The following is a 17,793-nucleotide window of genomic DNA, read 5'->3' on the forward strand; positions in this document are numbered from 1 at the left end:
GGCGGGCGCTGTCGCCGCGGGGGTCCTCCGAGCCGTCGCTGTGGTGCGGCGCCGCACCCGCGAGGGCGGTGCGGGCGTCGGTGAGGTGCATCGGGCCGTAGCCGCCGGTCACGCTGGGCGCACCCGCGTGCGTGTCCCAGCGGGACTGGAGGTAGGAGACGCCGAGCAGCACGCTCTGCGGCACGTCGTACTCGGCTGCCGCGGCGGCGAAGGCGGACTGAAGGCCGTTCCCCGAGCCCCCGGCGTCGGACGGGGCAGCGCCCAGCAGCGGGACCAGCAGTGCCGCGGCGGCCAGGGCGGTGACGGATCCTCGCAATGCAGCCTCCTGGGACGGTCGGGCGCGCTGAGCCGTGCGGGGCCGGACGTGACTCTGTGGTACCGGCTGTCCGACGATCCGTCAATCATGCCAAGGATGAGGCGATTTCCCTTGTCAACCGGGGTTCCCGGGAGTTTCGTGGCCATCTGGCGGAACGCACCGCCGCCGGACACACGAAGGCCCGCGGTACGCCGCTGTCTCCAGGGCGCATCGCGGACCACCGTCCCCGTCAGCGAGTGCCGACCGCCGCGCGCACGGCCCGTCGGGCCAGTTGGCAGTCGTCGTGCAGCCGCCTCAGCAGCAGCCGCTGTTCCTCGCCGGACGGCGCAGCACCCGGGTGGGCCATCCCCGGTGCCGCCGGGGTCGTGTCGTGCATCGAACGCTGCACGGCCGTCTCATAGGTACGGATCTCCCGGGTCAGTACCAGCATCAGGTTCACCAGGAAGGCGTCCCGGGAGGCCGGGCCCGCCGACTGGGCGATCTGGCTGATCTGGCGGCGGGCGACCGGCGCGTCCCCGAGCACCGACCACAGCGTCGCCAGGTCGTAGCCCGGCAGGTACCAGCCCGCGTGCTCCCAGTCCACCAGCACTGGACCGGCCGGTGAGAGCAGGATGTTCGACAGCAGCGCGTCGCCGTGACAGAACTGGCCCATGCCCTGCCGGCCCGCGGTCGCCGCGATGCCGTGCAGTAGCTTCTGCAGATCGCCCATGTCCCGGTCGGTGAGCAACCCCAGCTCATGGAACCGGGAGATCCGGGGCGCGTAGTCCAGCGGTGCGTCGAACGTGCCCGCCGGCGGCCGCCACGCGTTCAGCCGGCAGATCGCGCCGAGTGCCGCCCTGATGTCGGCACGCGGGGGCGTCTCCAGCGGATGGCGCTGCAGTGCCGCCACCCGGCCGGGCATCCGCTCGATGACGAGTGTGCAGTTGTCCGGATCCGCCGCGATCAGCCTCGGCACCCGCACCGGAGGGCGGTGCCGGACGAACGAGCGGTATGCCGCTATTTCGTGCCGGATCCGCTCGGCCCACACGGGGGAGTGGTCCAGTAAACACTTGGCGACGGCCGTGCTGCGCCCGGTCGTGCCGACCAGAAGGACGGACCGCCCGCTGCGGCGCAGCACCTGCACCGGAGCGAACTCCGGGCAGATCCGGTGCACCGACGCGATGGCGGTGCGCAGCTGGGCGCCCTGAGGGCCGGACAAGTCGAGTCTCCCGCTGAGCGGTTGGGTGCCGGGCCCCGCGGCGCGCAGCGTCCGGCCCGCGCCGAGCACGGGGGCGGCCGCCGGCCGCGCGGGATCGAGGTAGGGGCCGCTGCCCGCCGGGCGGGCACGCAGCGACCGGGGCGGGGCGGACACGGAGGACGATGCTGCGTACATGGGAGAGACAGATCCCTTCGTGTGCCTGCGACGACAAAGCGCTGCCCGATCCGGCCGCCCGGGTGCACCCTGGGGAATGCACCCTCGTACTCAAAAGGCGAACCGGGTCGGGGTGGCGCGTTCCTACCTGACACCCGATGCCCAGTGGCACACCATCTGGCGCACCCTGGCGAACCCTGGCGAATAGTCCCGAGGCACCTCCCACCGGGCTACTGTCAACTCAGCCGAGAACCTGGGGGCTTGACGTGAGCGGAGAACCCAACACCCGCCTGGCGGACCTGTTCGGCCTGGCCGGCTGGTCGAAGGGCGAGCTCGCGAGGCTGGTCAACCGGCAGGCGGCGGCCATGGGCCACCCCCAGCTGTCGACCGACACCTCGCGGGTGCGGCGGTGGATCGACATGGGAGAGATCCCGCGCGATCCGGTGCCGCGGGTGCTGGCAGCCCTGTTCACCGAGCGTCTCGGCCGTGTCGTGACCATCGAGGACCTCGGTCTGGTCCGGCACGGGCGTGCGGGGAAACGGCAGGACGGCGGGAGTGTGGAGCATCCCGACGGCGTGCCGTGGGCGCCCGAGCGGACGGCTGCGGTCCTCACCGAATTCACGGGAATGGACCTCATGCTCAACCGACGCGGCTTGGTGGGCGCGGGTGCCGCGCTCGCCGCGGGATCCGCACTCAGCAGCGCCATGCACGACTGGCTGCACACCGACCCGGCCCTCAAGGCCGACGCCCCTCAGTTCGACGACCCTCTGCACGCCGACCCCGCCGGGTTCGACCGGTACGAGGCGGCGCCGATCGGGTCCCAGGAGATCGAGGAACTGGAGCGCTCGGTGGAAGTGTTCCGGGCCTGGGACGCGGCCCGCGGCGGCGGGCTGCAGCGCAAGGCGGTCGTAGGACAACTCAACGAGGTGGGCGGCATGCTCGCCTACCGTCATCCCGAACATCTCCAGCGGCGCCTGTGGGGCGTCGCCGCCAACCTCGCCGTGCTCGCCGGCTGGATGTCGCACGACGTCGGCCTGGAGCCCACGGCACAGAAGTACTTCGTCATCGCCGCCCACGCGGCCCGAGAGGGCGGCGACCGGCCGCGCGCCGGGGAGGCGCTCTCCCGAGCGGCTCGCCAGATGGTGCACCTCGGCCGGCCCGACGACGCACTCGACCTGATGAAACTCGCCCAGTCCGGCTCCGGTGACGAGGTGCTGCCGCGCACCCGGGCCATGTTCCACACCATCGAGGCCTGGGCACAGGCGTCCATGGGCAGGGGCCAGGCCATGCGCCGCACCCTGGGACAGGCGGAGGACCTCTTCGTCTCCGACAAGAGCGACGTGCCGCCGCCGAGCTGGATGCAACTGTTCAACGAGGCGGACCTGTACGGCATGCAGGCTCTGTCCTACCGGACGCTGGCGGAGTTCGAGCCGGGTGCGGCCGCACACGCCCAGCACTACGCGGAGAAGGCCCTGGCGCTGCGTGTCGACGCACAGGAGCGCTCGAGGATCTTCGACAACCTGTCCATGGCGTCCGCCTGCTTCATCGCGGACGACCCCGAACAGGCCGACCGGTACGCACGACTGGCCCTGATGTCGATGGGCTCGAACTCATCGGGCCGTACCTGGGACCGGCTGCGCCAGATGTACCGGCTCACCGCCGAGTACTCCAGCTACCCGAGGATCAACCAACTGCGGGAGGAGATCCGGTCGGCGCTGCCCAAGCCGAGGAAGCCGGGTGGCAACAGCGCACAGGCATAGGGCCAGGCACGGGCGCAGACATAGAGGGACTGCGCGCCTGAGCCGTATGCGGAAGTACTAGGACGTCACCCTGGCCACGAGCACACAGGCATTGTCCTCGCGCTCGCTCTCACCGAACTCCTCCACGACCAGCCGTACGCAGTCCTGTGCGCTCCGTGCCCCGCAGAAACGGGGGGCCAGGTCGAGGAGGCGGTGCACGGAGTCCGCCCCGCTGTGCCCCGGCACCAGTCCGTCGGTGTGCAGCAGGAGCAGGTCGCCCACCTCAAGGGTCTCCTCGGCCTGTGCGTAGACGGCACCCGAGGTGGCGCCGAGCAGGACGCCGTCCGGCGAGGTCAGCCTGCGCCCCGTCCCGTCGCGGAACAGCAGCGGGGCGGGGTGTCCGGCCTGCGCCCAGGTCAGGGTGCGGGTCTCGGGCCGGTAGCGGCAGCAGACGGCGCTGCCGAGGGCCGGCTGGACGGTGGCGTCGAGCAACTGGTTGAGCCAGGACATCAGTTGTCCCGGCTGGGTGCCGGCCATCGCCATGCCGCGGACGGCACCCAGCAGGGTCGCCATGCCCGAGGCCACGGCGACGCCGTGCCCGGTGAGATCGCCGACGCTCAACAGCGTCGCGCCGTCGGCCAGTTCGAGCGCGTCGTACCAGTCGCCGCCGATCAGCGCGCTCGTCGACGCCGGCAGATGGTGCGCCGCGAGGTCAAGTGTGTCCGGGCCCTGGTGCGGGAGCCGCAGGGAGCCACGCCACGGCGGCAGCACGGCTTCCTGCAACTCGACCGCGAGCCGGTGCTCGCTCTGCGCGTGGTGCCGGTGGCGCTGGAGCGAGTCACGGGTCTCGCTCACCGTGCGCTGGCTGCGGCGCAGTTCGCTGACGTCGCGCAGCACGGCCCACATCGAGGCGGTGCTGCCGTCAGTGTCGAGCACGGGTTCGCCCATCATGTGCACGGTCCGGACCGTGCCGTCCGGCCGTAGGATCCGGAACTCGCCGTCGATGGGTTTGGCGTCGATCAGGCAGTCGGTGACCATCGCCGTCAGCTGCCGCCGGTCCTCGTCGAGCACCAGGGACGGCAGCTCGTCGAGGGTGAGCGGGGGAGCGGTGGGGTCGCGCCCCAGGATCTCGAAGAGTTCACCGGACCAACTGGCCTCGTCCGTCAGCAGGTTCCACTCCGCGCTGCCGACCCGGCTGAGCAGCGAGTCGCGCCGGGGAGCGGGGGCCGGGCCGTCCCGCAGCTGCGCCAGGTGCTCGTCGAGGTCGTTGAGCTGGCGCAGCGCGAGATCGCACAGAGCCCGCTGCCACCGTTCCCGCGGGTTGGAACCGTCGCTCCCGGTGTCCCGCCGTACGGCGTCGACGTCGCCCTTGAGCCGTCGCGTCTGCGTGATGAGCGCGTCGACCGAGCCGCGTCCGGGCGGCTGGGCGGCGGGGCGGTCCGCAGAGAGATGGGGCGGCATGACGCACTCCGATGCGGGGACGGTACGACCAAGGCTGACGGAAGGACCGTTACGACTGTCGCACAGCCCGCGACTCCCTGTAAGGGATTTGGCAACACCCGATACGGTGGTGCGTCTGGCATATGCCAGAGTCTCCATGGAGGGCTCGTCCGGTGCGAATGGCGTACGCCGATCAAGGGGTCAAGTCGTAGGCCGCGTACGCGATTTGGTGGTCGACGGAGGCGATTGTACGGCGGTCATTCGCATGTTCGACGGTCAGATGTTCCAAGGGTGGCACGGCGTGTGGCGGCACTCGTGACGTTGCACTCGTGGGCAGTGATGCAGATCACAAAATTGCTGCCCGCTCCGGTGTAATGCAACGGGCGTCTTCGGGGTCGTAAAGGCACAGCGGCAAAAACCGTCCGTCCGTCGACCCGCAGGGGAGAGACCGCCCATGGACATCGCCCTCGAGCAGCCCGCCAGCGCCCGTCTCATCACCGGCGAGGAGCGCGAACTCTCCGTTCCCGCCACGCTGCGCTACGCCTCAACGGACCCGCTGGCGGTCCACGTCGACTTCCCGGGCGATGTCTCCCTCGACGGCGAAGGCGCCACCTGGACCTTCGCGCGCACCCTGCTGGAGGCGGGGCTGCGCGGGCCGGCCGGGGACGGGGACGTGCACATCTGGCCCTGCGGTCAGGACCGCACGGTCGTGGAGTTGCACTCGCCCCACGGCATGGCCCTGCTCCAGTTCGACACCGCCTGCCTGCACCGCTTCCTGCTGCGCACGTACGCGGTGGTCGCAGCCGGTGAGGAGGACCTCGGCGCGGTCGTGGAACGGGGCCTGAGCGCGCTGTTCGGCGGCGTGTGAGGGGAGGAGGCGACAGGGCCGGCGGCCGCTGCGCCTCCTCGTCGCCTCGGCCTCAGTACCGCAGGACCCCGGCGATGCCCTGGGCGTCGTTCAGCATGCCGTCCGGTACGAAGCGGACCTCGGCGCCCGTCTCCAGGCACTGCTCGACGATCTCGTCCACGATGTCCTCGCGGGCGTCGAGCTCGCCGCTCTCCGCCGGGATCAGATGGTCGCCGTCCTCGCCGCGCACGGTGATGCGGTAGTTCTCCTCCACGGCCAGCAGACGGACCCGGCCCTCACGGGCGCTGCGCCAGACCTCGTCGACGCCGGCCGCGAACGCCTTGCGGCCACGGGCGGATTCGAGTTCCCGTGTCACGGCGTCGGTGTTCCTGCGGTCCTCGGCGGTGATCAGCGGCTGGATCGCCTGCCACACGGCCTCGCGGGTGCCGTTCGCCAGCCCGCCGTGCGGGATGTGCACCGCGTCCTTGGTGACACCACCGATCTCGTCCAGCAGCGACAGCGCCGCCGGTTCGCCGGTGACGTACAGGGGCCGCGGATTGGCCCGCAGGATCGCGCTCATGGCGGAGTCCGCGTCCTTGAGGAAGTGGCGGGTGTCCTCGTCGCGGAACTTGCTCGGACTGTCGCCGATCTGCTCCCGGCGCTCGGGGTCGAAGTTCTCGACGGCCCGGGTCAGCGGGAAGCCGCCGACGCGCGCCGCGGCGACGCGGTCCAGGCTGCCGTTCCACAGGGTGACGCGGTCGGGCGAGACCGACAGCACCCAGTACGGCCGCTCGGCGGCCTGGGCGGAGACGAGGTTGCGGGTCAGGAAGGTGTCCGAGAGGACGACGCGCTCGGGCACGGACCGGGCGAGCGACCACACCTGGTGCTCGCCGGGGGCGGCGAAGATCACCAGCCCGTCCTCGGCGTAGGTGAGATCGACCTCGGAGAGGGCCTGGTCGAGCTGGCGCTCGACGTCCGCCCGTCGTTCGCGGGTGACAGAGGGATCGGCTTCCAGCTGCTTCTTGGCCTCGGCCACGACATTGCGCAGTCGGACCTGGTCCTGGGCCCGGTAGGGCTCTCGGCGATGCGTGGGCGTCAGCACGGACACGGCCGGATAGGGGCGCGGGCGCCGCAGCTCGGTGAGGGTGGTGGGACTGAGTGCGTGCTCCATAACAGCACGATAGGACTGATTCACCGATCGGGCATTAGGGGCAATTCCGTTCATGGTCCGGGCTCTATTCGCGGGTGTCCTCGGGCCCGCAGGAGCTTCCGTGGGGCGGGAGCGTGCCGTACAGCAGGAAGGCGTCGACCTTGCGGTGCACGCACTTGGAGGAGGCGTACCCGGTGTGGCCGCTGCCCTTGTTGTCGAGGACCACGGCCGCGGAGCCGAGCCGCTTCGCCGTCTCCTCGGTCCAGCGGTACGGCGTCGCCGGGTCGCCGCGCGTGCCCACCAGGAGCATCTTCGGCGTGTCCACGTCCTTCACCTCCTCGCGGATGAAGTCCGTGCCCTTGGGGCGGCCGTAGCACAGCAGCACCCCGGTGAGCCGGTACGGCCCGAAGATCGGCGACGCCTCCTCGTACTTGGCGCGCAGCCGGTCGAGACCGCCGATGATCTGCTTGCCGCTGGGCCGGTCGGGGTCGTCCGCGCAGTTGATCGCCATCAGCGCCGCGGACAGGTTGTCGAGCGGGATGTCCTGCTCGTCGACGAGACCCCCGTCGGGGTCCTCGGTCTCGTCGCGGTGCCAGGGCGCGGCGCCGCCGGTGGCGAAGGCCTCGATGGCGTGGGTGTCGCCGTCGTTGACCAGCGCGGCCAGGGCACGTTCCAGGGAGGGCCACAACTCCTCGCTGTAGAGCGCCTGTCCGATGGCGCCGACCAGGTCCTGCCCGGTGAACGGTTCACCGAAGGCCGACGGCACCGGATCCGCGTCCAGCGAGTCGACCAGTCGTACGACGTTCTTGCGGGCCTCGCGCGCGTCCTGGCCGAACGGGCACCCGATGTCCTTCACACACCAGTTGACGAACTCCTCCAGCGCCTTCTGCTGCCCCTGGGCGCCCACGAGTTCCTGCTCGGTCAGCGGTTCGGTGAGGGTGTCCACGCCGTCCAGGACCAAACGGCCGACCTTGTCGGGGAACTGCGCGGCGTACACGGCGCCGAGCCGCGTTCCGTAGGAGAAACCCAGGTAGTTGAGCTTCTTGTCGCCGACGGCCGCGCGCATCACGTCCATGTCGCGCGAGGCGTTGACGGTGCCTATGTGGGGGAGCACCGGCCCGGAGTTGCGGGCACAGGTGGCGGCGGCCTTCTTGAAGTCCTCGAGGACGGACTGCGGATCGCGGTCGATCTCCGTGCTGTCGTCCTGCATGGCGGCGTCCCCGCAGCTGACCGGCGAGGACCTGCCGACACCGCGCGGGTCGAAGGTCACGATGTCGTAGCCGTCGGTCAGCTCCATGAAGTCCTTGGCCCCGGTGGCGAATTCGGGGACACCGGCGCCGCCAGGGCCCCCGAAGTTCAGCAGCACCGAACCCCGCTTCTCGCCCGTGGCCCGGTAGCGGGCGAGCGCCAGATCCAGCGTCCCTGCCCTGGGGTGGGCGTAGTCGAGGGGCACGGTGACCTTGCCGCACTGGAGATCCTTCGGCATGCCCTCGCCCGGGCACTTCGCCCAGCTGACCCGCTGTTCGTAGAAACGGCTCAGGTCGGGCTCGGTGTCGTCCTCGGCCGCCGTCAGCCCGGTGCCGAGCAGGGCCAGTCCGACCGCGCCGGCGACCGCGCAGCGCCGCAGCGTGGGCAGCGTGGACAGATGGGCCAGCATCGTTGCCTCCAGGGGCGCCCCTCGCGGACCGGGAAACGGCGTCCCGCCCACGATAAGCGGGCCTCGGAACGCACGCCTCCGGAGCTCACAGGCCACCCGACGTGCAGGTTCGCCCAGGCTGCCCTACCCTTCGCCGCTCGCGTCGGCGTCGGAAGTTTTTACCGCTAGTTCGACAACCCTGACGCTCGATGGGGTGAATGGCCGATAAGCCATAACTCGGATGGTTCGCCTGCGTTCTATCCGGTGCGGGTGAGTGCCCGCGACCATGTCTGGAAGGCAGGGAACCTATGAGACGGGTTACCCGATACGGTGTGATCGCCGTCGCCGCCTCGGGCGCGATGGCTGTGACGATGCCGGTGTACGCCGATTCCGCGGCGGACGGTGCCGCGGCCGACTCGCCGGGGCTGCTCTCCGGCAACACCGTTCAGCTCCCGGTGCACGTCCCCGTGAACGTGTGCGGGAACACCGTGAACGTGGTGGGGCTGCTCAACCCGGCCGCGGGCAACAGCTGCGCCAACGAGAGCGGGGGCGGCAAGCAGGGCGCCGCGTCGCACGACGGGGCGTCCGCCGAAGGGAGCGGAAAGGATTCACCCGGCCTCGCGTCCGGCAACGTCGTCCAGCTCCCGGTTCACCTCCCGGTGAACGTCAGCGGCAACAGCTTGAACGTGGTCGGTGTCGGCAACCCGGCGACCGGCAACGAGTCGGTCAACGGCCCCGGTGACCGCCCTTCCCACACCGCGAAGCCGGCGCCGAAGCCCGCCACGCCGCCCAAGGCGCACCCGCGTCCGGTGCCGCGCGCGTTCGTCCCGCACGGCGGACCCGAGGCTTCGCTCGCGTACACGGGGGCGGACCAGGCCCTCGTCGCCGCCGCGGGCGGCACGGTGCTCCTGCTGGGCGGGGCCGTCCTGTACCGGCGTTTCCGCCCGCAGGCGGTGCGCTGACCCGCGCTCCGCGCGGTAGGAAGGCCCCACCAGCCGGGCGGTGGGGCCTTCGGCATGCGGACCTCCGCCAGGTCATGCCCCGGCGCACTCCCAACGGCTTGATCACGCCGTGACGCCCGCCCCGGTGATCCGAAAGGATGCCGCGTGCACGGTCGATCACCGTGCGCACCCGAATCCCGACGGAATGGAGCGCACCCATGGCCTCTCCGGCCCCCGAAGACCTGGTCGTCACTCGCGCCGGCCTCGACGACTGGTCGGTCGTCAAGGGATGGGCCGCCGCCGAGGGCTGGAACCCGGGGCTCGCCGACGCCCAGTCCTTCTTCGCGCAGGACCCGGACGGGTTCTTCCTCGGCCGGATCGACGGCGAGGTCGTCTCGGCGATCTCGGTCGTCAACCACGGCACCGACTACGCCTTCCTCGGCCACTACCTGGTCCGCCCCGACCTGCGCGGCCGCGGCCACGGCCTCACCACCTGGAAGACCGCGCTGGCCCACGCCCAGAACCGCACGATCGGCCTCGACGGAGTCGTCGCCCAGCAGGACAACTACCGCCGCTCCGGCTTCGAGCCCGCCCACCGGACCGTCCGGTTCACCGGAACCGCGCCCGCCGCACAGGCGCCGCGGGACATCCGGGTCGTGCGGCCCGAGGACGTCGAGGACATCACGGCGTACGACGCCATCTGCACGCCCGCCGACCGCCCCCGCTTCGTCGCGCACTGGCTCACCGGCCCCGGACACCACGCCGTGGTCCGCCGCAGCGGCCACCGCGTCACCGGCTACGGCGTGATCCGCCCCGGCCACGACTGCCTGCGCGTCGGCCCGCTCTTCGCGGACACCGCCGACGACGCCCGGGCCCTGTTCGCCGCCCTGACCGCCGACGCGGCCGGCCGCCGGGTCGCCGTCGACGTGCCCGAGAACAACCCGGCGGGCATCGCGCTCGCCGAGGAGGCCGGCTTCGCCCCCTCCTTCGAGACCGCCCGTATGTACACGGGCCCGGTGCGGCGGTTCGCCCGGGAGCGGGTCTTCGGCGTCACCACGCTGGAACTCGGATAGCGGGGCCGGCCCGGCCGCCGTCCCGTCAGCCGGTCAGTGTGTCCTCCGGTGGAACCGGAAGTGCAGCGCGCGGACCTCCTCCGTCAGCTCGGGCACCGGCCCCTCCACGACCACCTCCGGCGCGACCTCCTGGATCGGCAGCGGCCGGACCGGCGCGGCCGGCACCCCCAGCTCGGCCAGCCATCCGGTCAGCTGCTCCGACGAGGCGACGTACACGACGCGTCCCAGCCCCACCCAGGCGTGCGCGGCCGCGCACATCGGGCAGTGCTCGCCGGAGGTGTACACCGTGGCGGCGGCCCGCTCCTCGGGCGTCAGACGGGCGGCCGACCAGCGGGCCAGCTCGAACTCGGGATGCCGGGTGCGGTCGCCCGAGGCCACCCGGTTGTGGTCCTCGGCGAGCACCTCGCCGTCCGCCCCCACCAGCACCGATCCGAACGGCTCGTCACCGGCCTCCAGCGCCTCGGCCGCGAGTGCGACGCAGCGGCGCAGGTGTTGCAGTTCGACGTCCTTGACGACCATGGCGTACGGCCCTCCTCGCGCGCGATCTCCCTCACGCACTGTAGGGGAGCGCGGTCCAGGGCAGCGTCCGAGGACGGGGCGGGACGGTCGTAAATGGATTGTCGTGCGGGCGGGCCGGTGATGGAGTCCTCCCATGGATCATGCCGCTGTACTCGCCCTCTTCGACCGGGACATGCGTGAAGGCGCGCGGCCGGACGGCCCCGACGCCGTGGTGGAGAGGGCGGGCGCCGTCGTGCGCCAGGTGTCCTCCGCGCACGGCTGGAGCGGCGTCGTGTGGTCCGACCTGGACGAGGCGGGTGCCGACGCGGCGATCACCGAGCAGATCGCCCACTTCTCCCGGCTGGGGCGCGAGTTCGAGTGGAAGCTGTACGGCCATGACCTGCCGGTCGACCTCGGACGGCGGCTGAGGGACGCGGGCTTCACGTCCGAGCCCGAGGAGACGCTGATGATCGGCGAGGTGGCCGACCTGACCCTGGACGCCGAGCCACCGGACGGTGTCCGTCTCCACCCCGTGACCGACCGGGCGGGCGTCGACCTCGTGGCGGAGGTGCACGAGAAGGCCTTCGGCACCGACGCCACCCGGTGGCGGAACCAACTGCTCGCCCAGCTCACGGCCGCCCCGGACACGGTGGTCGCGGTCGTCGCGATGGCCGGTGACACTCCGGTGAGCGCCGCCCGGATGGAGCTCCTGCCGGGGACACGGTTCGCCGGGCTGTGGGGCGGCGGGACCGTCGAGGGCTGGCGGGGCCGCGGCATCTACCGCGCACTGGTCGCCCACCGTGCCCGCGCCGCCGCCGACCGCGGATACCGGTACCTCCAGGTCGACGCCATGAGCACCAGCCGTCCGATCCTGGAGCGGCTCGGTTTCGAGCCGCTGACCACGACGACGCCGTACGTGTACACGCCGTAGCGGACCGGACGCCGTAAGGGGTCCCCGACCGGGATGTCACATCCCCGCGCTTCCGACTCGTCGCACATGTATGACGACGAACGAGAGCCATGACGGCAGCCACAGCATCCTCCTCGCTGGCGCCGGTGGTGTCCTCGGCCGGCACATCACCCGTGCCCTGACCGAGGCGGGCCACCAGGTCACCGGCCTCGGGCGCGGCCCGCGCAACGACATCCAGGCCGACCTGATGAACCGCGGCGCCCTGCTGCGCGCGGTCGACGGGCACCGCTTCGACACGGTGATCCACGCCGCGACCGCGCTGCGCAAGCCGCCCATGCGCCACCGCGACATGCACGCCACCGACGCCCTGCGCACCGACGGCACCGCCCATCTGATCGAGGCCGCCCAGGCCACCGGCGCCGGACGCCTCGTGGCCGAGTCGATGGTCTTCGGATACGGCTACGGCGACCACGGCGCCCAGGTGATCACCGAGGACGATCCCTTCGGCCCGCGTGGCCGCACCCCGGAGCTGGAGCGGCATCTCGCGGCGATGCGGATCAAGGAACAACTCACCTTCGGCACCGCCGGGTTGGAGGGCATCGCGCTGCGCTTCGGTCTGTTCTACGGTGCCGGCGGCACGGACGCCCTCCTGCCCATGCTGCGCAGGCGGCAACTGCCCGTCCCCGACGACCACGGCCGGGTCCTGCCCTGGATCGAGCTCACCGACGCGGCCCGCGCGGTCGTCGCCGCCGTCGAACGCGGGCGCCCCGGGCAGGCGTACAACATCGCCGACCGCACCCCGATGGGCTTCGGTTCCCATGTCCGGTGCGTGGCCGAGGAGTTCGGCCTGCCGAAGCCGATGACCGTACCGCTGTGGCTGATGCGGCCCATGTCGTACGCGCACACCATGATGGCGTCGACGCTGCGGGTCTCCACGGCGAAGGCGGAGCGGGAGCTCGGCTGGACGCCCGCCCACCCGACGGCCCGCGACGGCCTCGCCGCGCTGCGGGCCGCCGCGGGACTCACATGATGTCGCGCCGTCCTCTCGTGCCGCCCTTGCCTCGACTGCCTCGACGCGTCAGCGGCGCGCCTTCGTCCGGTCCAGTGCGGCGACGCCGACCGCGGCGAGACCGATCTGGATGAGCCACTCGATCCAGTCGACTCCGTCGGTGTCGGCCACGTCGAGCCCGGCCGCGATGGCCGAACCGATGAGCGCGGCCACGATGCCGACGAGGATGGTCCACAGGACCCCGATGCGCTGACGGCCCGGAACCACGAGACGTCCGAGCACACCGATGACGATGCCGATCACTATGGCACTGATGATGCCGGAGATCTCCATGTCGCCCCTCTTCCTCCTGTCCCCGCACAGGTTCGAGTTCCCCCAGGAGAGAGGGACAGTCCGTTCCGCTTCAACCAGTGACCCACCCGGTGGCCGACAGCACCTCCTTGGCGATGTCGATCACCTTGCGCCCATCGGTCACCACCCGCACCACGTTCGCGGGCGCCCGCTCCTCAAGGAGCCGAGCTCGCGTCCGGTCAGGCGCCGCTCGGCCGTCTCGTCGGTGGCGGTGAGCAGCACGCGCACGAGACGTACGCCGTCCCCCATGGCCCGGCGGAACATGGGCGCGGCCTCGTCGAGCACGCTCACGGTGTTCGTGTAGACGAGACGCCGGTATCCGAGCGCGGCGTAGTTCCCCCACACGGCGACCAGGTTCCGCTCCGTGATGCCTGCTCGGCGCGGGTCGCCCGGCGGCGCCGGATGGGCGGCTCCCATGAAGTCGCCGTCGATCACCGCGTGCGTGACCGGGACGGCCCGCAACCGGGCCGAGACCTCCCAGCCGACGGTGGTCTTGCCGACGCCGGCCCTTCCCCCGATGAGCAGTACTTCCGCATGATCCTCCGTGTGATCCATGCGGGCAGCGTGCCCGGGTGCGGGCATGCTTGGCCAGTGGTTTCGGCGTGTGCCGATCGATCGCGGAGGTGCGGATGGAGGAGCGGGTGCTCGGTGGCGGAGCCGTCAACGAGGTCGTGCGGGTCGGATCGACCGTGCGGCGCAGGCCTCATGAACGGTCCGCGTACGTGCGGGAGTTGCTCACGCACTTCGAGCGTCGGGGATGGGAGGGGGCCCCGACGTACATCGGGTACGACAAGCAGGGCCGCGAGGTGTTCGGATACCTGGAGGGGCGGGCGGCCGTCACTCCGCGGGAGCGGGCCGCGGCACGCACGGACGCGGGGCTCGTGCGGGTGGCCCAACTCGTCCGCGCCTTCCACGACCTGACGCACGGCACACCGCTGGCCGGCGGCCAGGACGTCGTCTGCCACAACGATCTCGCCCCGAAGAACACCGTCCACGCGATCGACGGCGCCGACTGGTGGGCGACCGCCTTCATCGACTGGGACCTGGCCGCGCCCGGCGAGCGCGTCCACGACCTCGCGCATGTCTGCTGGCAGTACCTCGATCTGGGACCGGGTGTCACGGATGTGTTCGAGGCGGCCCGGCGGATCGCGCTCGTTCGCGACGCGTACGGGCCGGTCGCCGGGGGCGCGGAGCTCGTCGACGTGGTCCTCTGGTGGCAGGACCGGTGTGTGCGCGGCATCGAGGCCGGCGCCGTGCGCGGTGAGCCGGCCATGGTGGGGTTGCGGGACCGCGGCGTCGTGGACGAGGTGCGCGACGCCTACGCCTGGGTGGCCGAACACCGTGCCGAGTTGGAGATCTTCCTGCGCTGACGCGTGCACGGGTGTGCCGGGGGGCTTCAGGTCACCCGGCCGCGTCGACCCAGGACGTCAGCCGGCCGTCCGGCTGGAGGGCGACGTACAGCCCGTTGTGCTCGCCCTGCGCGGCGCGGCCGTCGGCGACGAGGGTGTCGAGCCGTACGCCGTCCGCGAGGATGTCGGCCTCGTAGTGGTCGGTGGCCACCCGGTAGAGCTTCGCCGTCGTCCTCCCGTCCGCGAGGGTCGGGGTGCCGACCAGGACGCGGTTGACGACGGCCTTGGGCTTCGGCTTGGCCCGCTCGACCCAGGAGATGACCTCGCCGTCGGGGTGGAGGGTGATGTGCAGCCCGTTGTTCTGGGCGTGCGCGGCCATGCCCTGGGTGTACAGGGCCCCGTACTGCCGGCCCTCGGCCCACAGCTCCGCCTCGTATCGGTCCTCGCCGGCCTTGTAGACCTTCGCCCGGCTGACGTCGTCCGCGAGGTTCACCGTCCGCACATGGACGCGCTCGGCCTTGGAGTGCTTGCCGGCGGACTTGCCGGTGGTGGCGCCGGCCGCGTCGACGGCGAAGGCGCCGGCGGCCGAGACACCCAGCGCGGCGGTGACACAGGCGGTGACGGAGGCGGCTACGAGGGCGGTGCGCAGGGGGCGGGGGGCACGCATCAGTGAATCGTTCCTTCGATGGGGTTCGTTCCGACGCCTCGAAGCTACGGACCGCCCGTGAAGGGTTCCCGTACGTCATGTAACAGTCGTTCGGCATATATAGCCCAAAAGCGACAACTGGCTCCGATTGACATGCAGGCATTTGCCTGCATAACTTTGAGTGTGCGATCGGAGAGCGGTGGTCCCGGGATGGACAAGGTCTTCAAGGCGCTGGCCGACGAGACGCGCAGGCGGCTGCTGGACCGGCTGCGCGAGGACAACGGGCAGACGCTCGGGGAGCTGTGCGCCGGTATCGGCATGGCCCGCCAGTCGGTGACCCAGCATCTGGCCGTCCTGGAGGCCGCCAACCTGGTCGCCACGGTGCGGCGGGGGCGGGAGAAGCTGCACTATCTCAATCCGGTCCCGCTCCACGAGATCCAGGAGCGATGGATCGACAGGTTCGAGAGCCCGCGTCTGCGGGTGCTCGGGGCCGTGAAACGACGAGCCGAGGAAGCCATGACCGACAAGCCCACATTCGTCTACGTCACCTACATCGAGAGCACGCCCGAGAAGGTCTGGGACGCGCTCACCGACGCCGACCTGACCGCCGCCTACTGGGGGCACAGCAACGTCTCGGACTGGCGGACCGGATCCCGCTGGGCCCATGTCCGTACGGACGGTTCGGGCGTCGCCGACGTCGTCGGCACCGTCGTGGAGAGCGAGCGGCCCAGCCGTCTGGTCACCACCTGGGTGGCGCCGGACGAGGAGGGGCAGGAGGACAAGTACTCCAGGGTCACCTTCGACATCCAGCGGCACGCCGAGATCGTCCGGCTCACCGTGACGCACGAGGACCTGCCGGACGAGAGCGCCCGCGCGGACGTGTCGTCCGGCTGGCCGGCCGTGCTGTCCAACCTCAAGTCACTGCTGGAGACCGGCCATGTCCTGCCGCAGGAGCCGTGGCTGATGCCGACGCGATGAAAACGGGCGCCGAGACGGGAGCGGGCAGCGGAAGGCCGGCCCGCGGGCGCGGGCCGGCCCTCGAGTCTCCTCTCGGGTGTGCCGCTACGGCCTCGGGGCGCTCTTCGCCGCCGTACCGGCGCACAGCAGCCCCAGGCACACGGCCAGCGCGCCGACGATGATGTTGTTCACGATGACGCCGGCGTCCGGGCTGTCCCCGACGATCCACGGCGCGATGATCATCCACACGCCCATCGCGCAGAAGGCCCAGCTCAGGCCGTACATGCGTTCCGGGGCCCGGGTGAATCCGAGGGCCAGCAGGCCGATCGCGATACCCATGATGAGGTTGTGGGTCACGAGCGCGGGCTGGCTCGTCGTGTAGTGGAGTATCCAGGGGGACACAGCGCAGTACAGACCGAGCAGGAACACCGGTCCGTCCACGAGCGCCACATCACGACCGCCGAGCATGCGGGCGTAGCGATCCCGCATTTCGGATACATCAGGGTGAGCTGTTATGTCACCTCTGGTGGGCGAGACGTTGGCCATGACTCGTCTCCTTTGACTCGCAGGCCTGACCGCGTCTGGTGCGGTGTGCGGTAAGCGCCGCCTTTCCCTATTCTGCGCTTATTTCCTCTTTATGTGTAGAGCCGGGACGACTGCGGACCTCGGTGGCGAAACCTGGTCGGGATTCCTGGAAACAGCAGGTCAGCGGCCGGGTGAAGAGGAATTAGGTGGCGCAATGATTCGGTAACACCACTGGGCGGGCACCGTCGGTATGGTCACCGCATGCCAGCCGAACGAACCCGCGAGCACACCGCCCCGCTCGCCGCGGCCCGCCGCCGGCGGCTGCGTGCCGACCGGGCGCGGCAGCTCGCGGACCTGCTGCGGCACCTCGTCCTGACCGGGGGCTTTCCCGGGGGCGCCCTGCCCCACGAGGACATCCTCGCGGCCGAGTACGAGGTGTCACGCAACACCGTCCGGCACGCACTCGACCTGCTGCGCGCCGAGCAGCTCGTCGAGCGGCTGCCCGGCGTCGGCACCGTCGTCGTCGCCGAGAAGTACTCGCACGGTCTCGACCGGCTGATGGGACTCGCGGAAACCCTGCGGGAGCACGGCCGGGTCACCAACGAGGTCCGCACCATGGGGCCGGTCGCAGCGCCCGCACCCGTGGCCGAGCGGCTCCGGCTGCCCACCGGCACCGACGTCCTCTACGTCGAGCGGCTCCGCAAGCTCAACGGGCTGCCGCTCTCCCTCGACCTCACCTATCTGCCGCTGGACATCGGCAGCGAGCTGATCGGCGCCGACCTGGAGAACACCGACGTCTTCCGGCTGCTGGAGCAGATCACCGGGCAACCGCTCGGACACGCGGAGATCACCCTGGAGGCCGTCAACGCCGACGCGCACTCCGCCACCGTGCTCCAGGCGCCGCGCGGCACCGCCGTGCTGATGCTGGAGCGCCTCACCCACCTGTGCGACGGCAGGCCCGTGGACCTGGAGTTCATCCGGTTCCGCGGGGACCGGATCGCGATGAGCGGGCTGCTGCGCCGCTCGCTCTGAACCGCCACGCCCGGCGACCCCCT

The 17,793-nt window shown here is 71.3% G+C and carries 17 protein-coding genes and 2 pseudogenes; 9 read left to right on the top strand and 10 right to left on the bottom strand.

Features of this window, described 5'->3' with window-relative positions:
• Nucleotides 1-316: pseudogene (locus tag L0P92_RS17790) on the bottom strand (N-acetylmuramoyl-L-alanine amidase); the annotation flags it as partial.
• A gap of 229 nt (nt 317-545) precedes the next feature.
• Nucleotides 546-1,688 carry an aminoglycoside phosphotransferase family protein gene (locus tag L0P92_RS17795; protein WP_234763717.1) on the bottom strand — a complete coding sequence of 381 codons (1,143 nt, stop codon included), beginning with the start codon at nt 1,686-1,688 and terminating at the stop codon, nt 546-548.
• 245 nt (nt 1,689-1,933) lie between these two features.
• Between L0P92_RS17795 and L0P92_RS17800 the strand changes: the two genes are divergently transcribed.
• Nucleotides 1,934-3,427: a DNA-binding protein NsdB gene (locus L0P92_RS17800; RefSeq protein ID WP_234763718.1), complete on the top strand. Its 1,494-nt coding sequence runs from the start codon at nt 1,934-1,936 to the stop codon at nt 3,425-3,427.
• Nucleotides 3,428-3,484: 57 nt separating this feature from the next.
• On the opposite strand, the gene L0P92_RS17805 is transcribed toward L0P92_RS17800, so the two are convergent.
• Nucleotides 3,485-4,867, bottom strand: a complete 1,383-nt coding sequence (locus tag L0P92_RS17805; RefSeq protein ID WP_234763719.1) for a PP2C family protein-serine/threonine phosphatase — start codon at nt 4,865-4,867, stop codon at nt 3,485-3,487.
• A 433-nt stretch (nt 4,868-5,300) separates the two neighbouring features.
• Between L0P92_RS17805 and L0P92_RS17810 the strand changes: the two genes are divergently transcribed.
• Nucleotides 5,301-5,714 (top strand): SsgA family sporulation/cell division regulator, encoded by a 414-nt coding sequence (locus L0P92_RS17810; RefSeq protein WP_234763720.1) that lies wholly within the window; start codon nt 5,301-5,303, stop codon nt 5,712-5,714.
• Nucleotides 5,715-5,766: 52 nt separating this feature from the next.
• Here L0P92_RS17810 and L0P92_RS17815 read toward each other — a convergent pair whose 3' ends face one another.
• Both L0P92_RS17815 and L0P92_RS17820 read right to left on the bottom strand, forming a co-directional pair.
• On the bottom strand, nt 5,767-6,864 hold the full coding sequence (locus tag L0P92_RS17815; protein ID WP_234763721.1) for a baeRF3 domain-containing protein: 1,098 nt from the start codon (nt 6,862-6,864) through the stop codon (nt 5,767-5,769).
• Nucleotides 6,865-6,928: 64 nt separating this feature from the next.
• Nucleotides 6,929-8,500 carry an alpha/beta hydrolase gene (locus L0P92_RS17820; protein WP_234763722.1) on the bottom strand — a complete coding sequence of 524 codons (1,572 nt, stop codon included), beginning with the start codon at nt 8,498-8,500 and terminating at the stop codon, nt 6,929-6,931.
• Between the two features lie 287 nt (nt 8,501-8,787).
• On the opposite strand from L0P92_RS17820, the gene L0P92_RS17825 reads away from it, so the two are divergent.
• Both L0P92_RS17825 and L0P92_RS17830 read left to right on the top strand, forming a co-directional pair.
• Entirely contained in the window at nt 8,788-9,441 is a 654-nt protein-coding gene (locus L0P92_RS17825; protein ID WP_234763723.1) for a chaplin, read from the top strand.
• 197 nt (nt 9,442-9,638) lie between these two features.
• Complete coding sequence (locus L0P92_RS17830) at nt 9,639-10,493, top strand: GNAT family N-acetyltransferase (protein WP_234763724.1); 855 nt, start codon at nt 9,639-9,641, stop codon at nt 10,491-10,493.
• Nucleotides 10,494-10,526: 33 nt separating this feature from the next.
• Here the strand turns inward: L0P92_RS17830 and L0P92_RS17835 are convergent, their stop codons facing one another.
• Nucleotides 10,527-11,012: a nucleoside deaminase gene (locus L0P92_RS17835; RefSeq protein WP_234763725.1), complete on the bottom strand. Its 486-nt coding sequence runs from the start codon at nt 11,010-11,012 to the stop codon at nt 10,527-10,529.
• Nucleotides 11,013-11,145: 133 nt separating this feature from the next.
• Between L0P92_RS17835 and L0P92_RS17840 the strand changes: the two genes are divergently transcribed.
• Both L0P92_RS17840 and L0P92_RS17845 read left to right on the top strand, forming a co-directional pair.
• Nucleotides 11,146-11,922, top strand: coding sequence for a GNAT family N-acetyltransferase (locus tag L0P92_RS17840; protein WP_234763726.1), 777 nt, complete (start codon nt 11,146-11,148; stop codon nt 11,920-11,922).
• A 70-nt stretch (nt 11,923-11,992) separates the two neighbouring features.
• Entirely contained in the window at nt 11,993-12,931 is a 939-nt protein-coding gene (locus L0P92_RS17845; RefSeq protein WP_234763727.1) for an NAD-dependent epimerase/dehydratase family protein, read from the top strand.
• A gap of 48 nt (nt 12,932-12,979) precedes the next feature.
• Here the strand turns inward: L0P92_RS17845 and L0P92_RS17850 are convergent, their stop codons facing one another.
• Nucleotides 12,980-13,243, bottom strand: a complete 264-nt coding sequence (locus tag L0P92_RS17850; RefSeq protein WP_234763728.1) for a GlsB/YeaQ/YmgE family stress response membrane protein — start codon at nt 13,241-13,243, stop codon at nt 12,980-12,982.
• 70 nt (nt 13,244-13,313) lie between these two features.
• Nucleotides 13,314-13,816: pseudogene (locus tag L0P92_RS17855) on the bottom strand (nucleoside/nucleotide kinase family protein).
• A 47-nt stretch (nt 13,817-13,863) separates the two neighbouring features.
• Here L0P92_RS17855 and L0P92_RS17860 point away from each other — a divergent pair.
• The gene (locus L0P92_RS17860; protein WP_308289733.1) at nt 13,864-14,631 is read left to right on the top strand and encodes a phosphotransferase; all 768 of its coding nucleotides are present in this window, start codon (nt 13,864-13,866) and stop codon (nt 14,629-14,631) included.
• A gap of 31 nt (nt 14,632-14,662) precedes the next feature.
• Here the strand turns inward: L0P92_RS17860 and L0P92_RS17865 are convergent, their stop codons facing one another.
• A complete protein-coding gene (locus L0P92_RS17865) occupies nt 14,663-15,277 on the bottom strand; it encodes a hypothetical protein (RefSeq protein ID WP_234763752.1) in 615 nt (204 codons plus the stop codon).
• 189 nt (nt 15,278-15,466) lie between these two features.
• Here L0P92_RS17865 and L0P92_RS17870 point away from each other — a divergent pair, with 189 nt between their 5' ends.
• A complete protein-coding gene (locus L0P92_RS17870) occupies nt 15,467-16,234 on the top strand; it encodes an ArsR/SmtB family transcription factor (protein WP_234763729.1) in 768 nt (255 codons plus the stop codon).
• Nucleotides 16,235-16,318: 84 nt separating this feature from the next.
• On the opposite strand, the gene L0P92_RS17875 is transcribed toward L0P92_RS17870, so the two are convergent.
• Nucleotides 16,319-16,759: an SPW repeat protein gene (locus L0P92_RS17875; protein ID WP_234763730.1), complete on the bottom strand. Its 441-nt coding sequence runs from the start codon at nt 16,757-16,759 to the stop codon at nt 16,319-16,321.
• A gap of 240 nt (nt 16,760-16,999) precedes the next feature.
• Between L0P92_RS17875 and L0P92_RS17880 the strand changes: the two genes are divergently transcribed.
• A complete protein-coding gene (locus tag L0P92_RS17880) occupies nt 17,000-17,770 on the top strand; it encodes a GntR family transcriptional regulator (RefSeq protein WP_234763731.1) in 771 nt (256 codons plus the stop codon).
• The last annotated feature ends 23 nt before the right edge of the window (nt 17,771-17,793 follow it).

This window comes from Streptomyces muensis, from assembly GCF_021474425.1.
In the GTDB taxonomy this organism is placed as follows: Bacteria; Actinomycetota; Actinomycetes; order Streptomycetales; family Streptomycetaceae; genus Streptomyces; species Streptomyces muensis.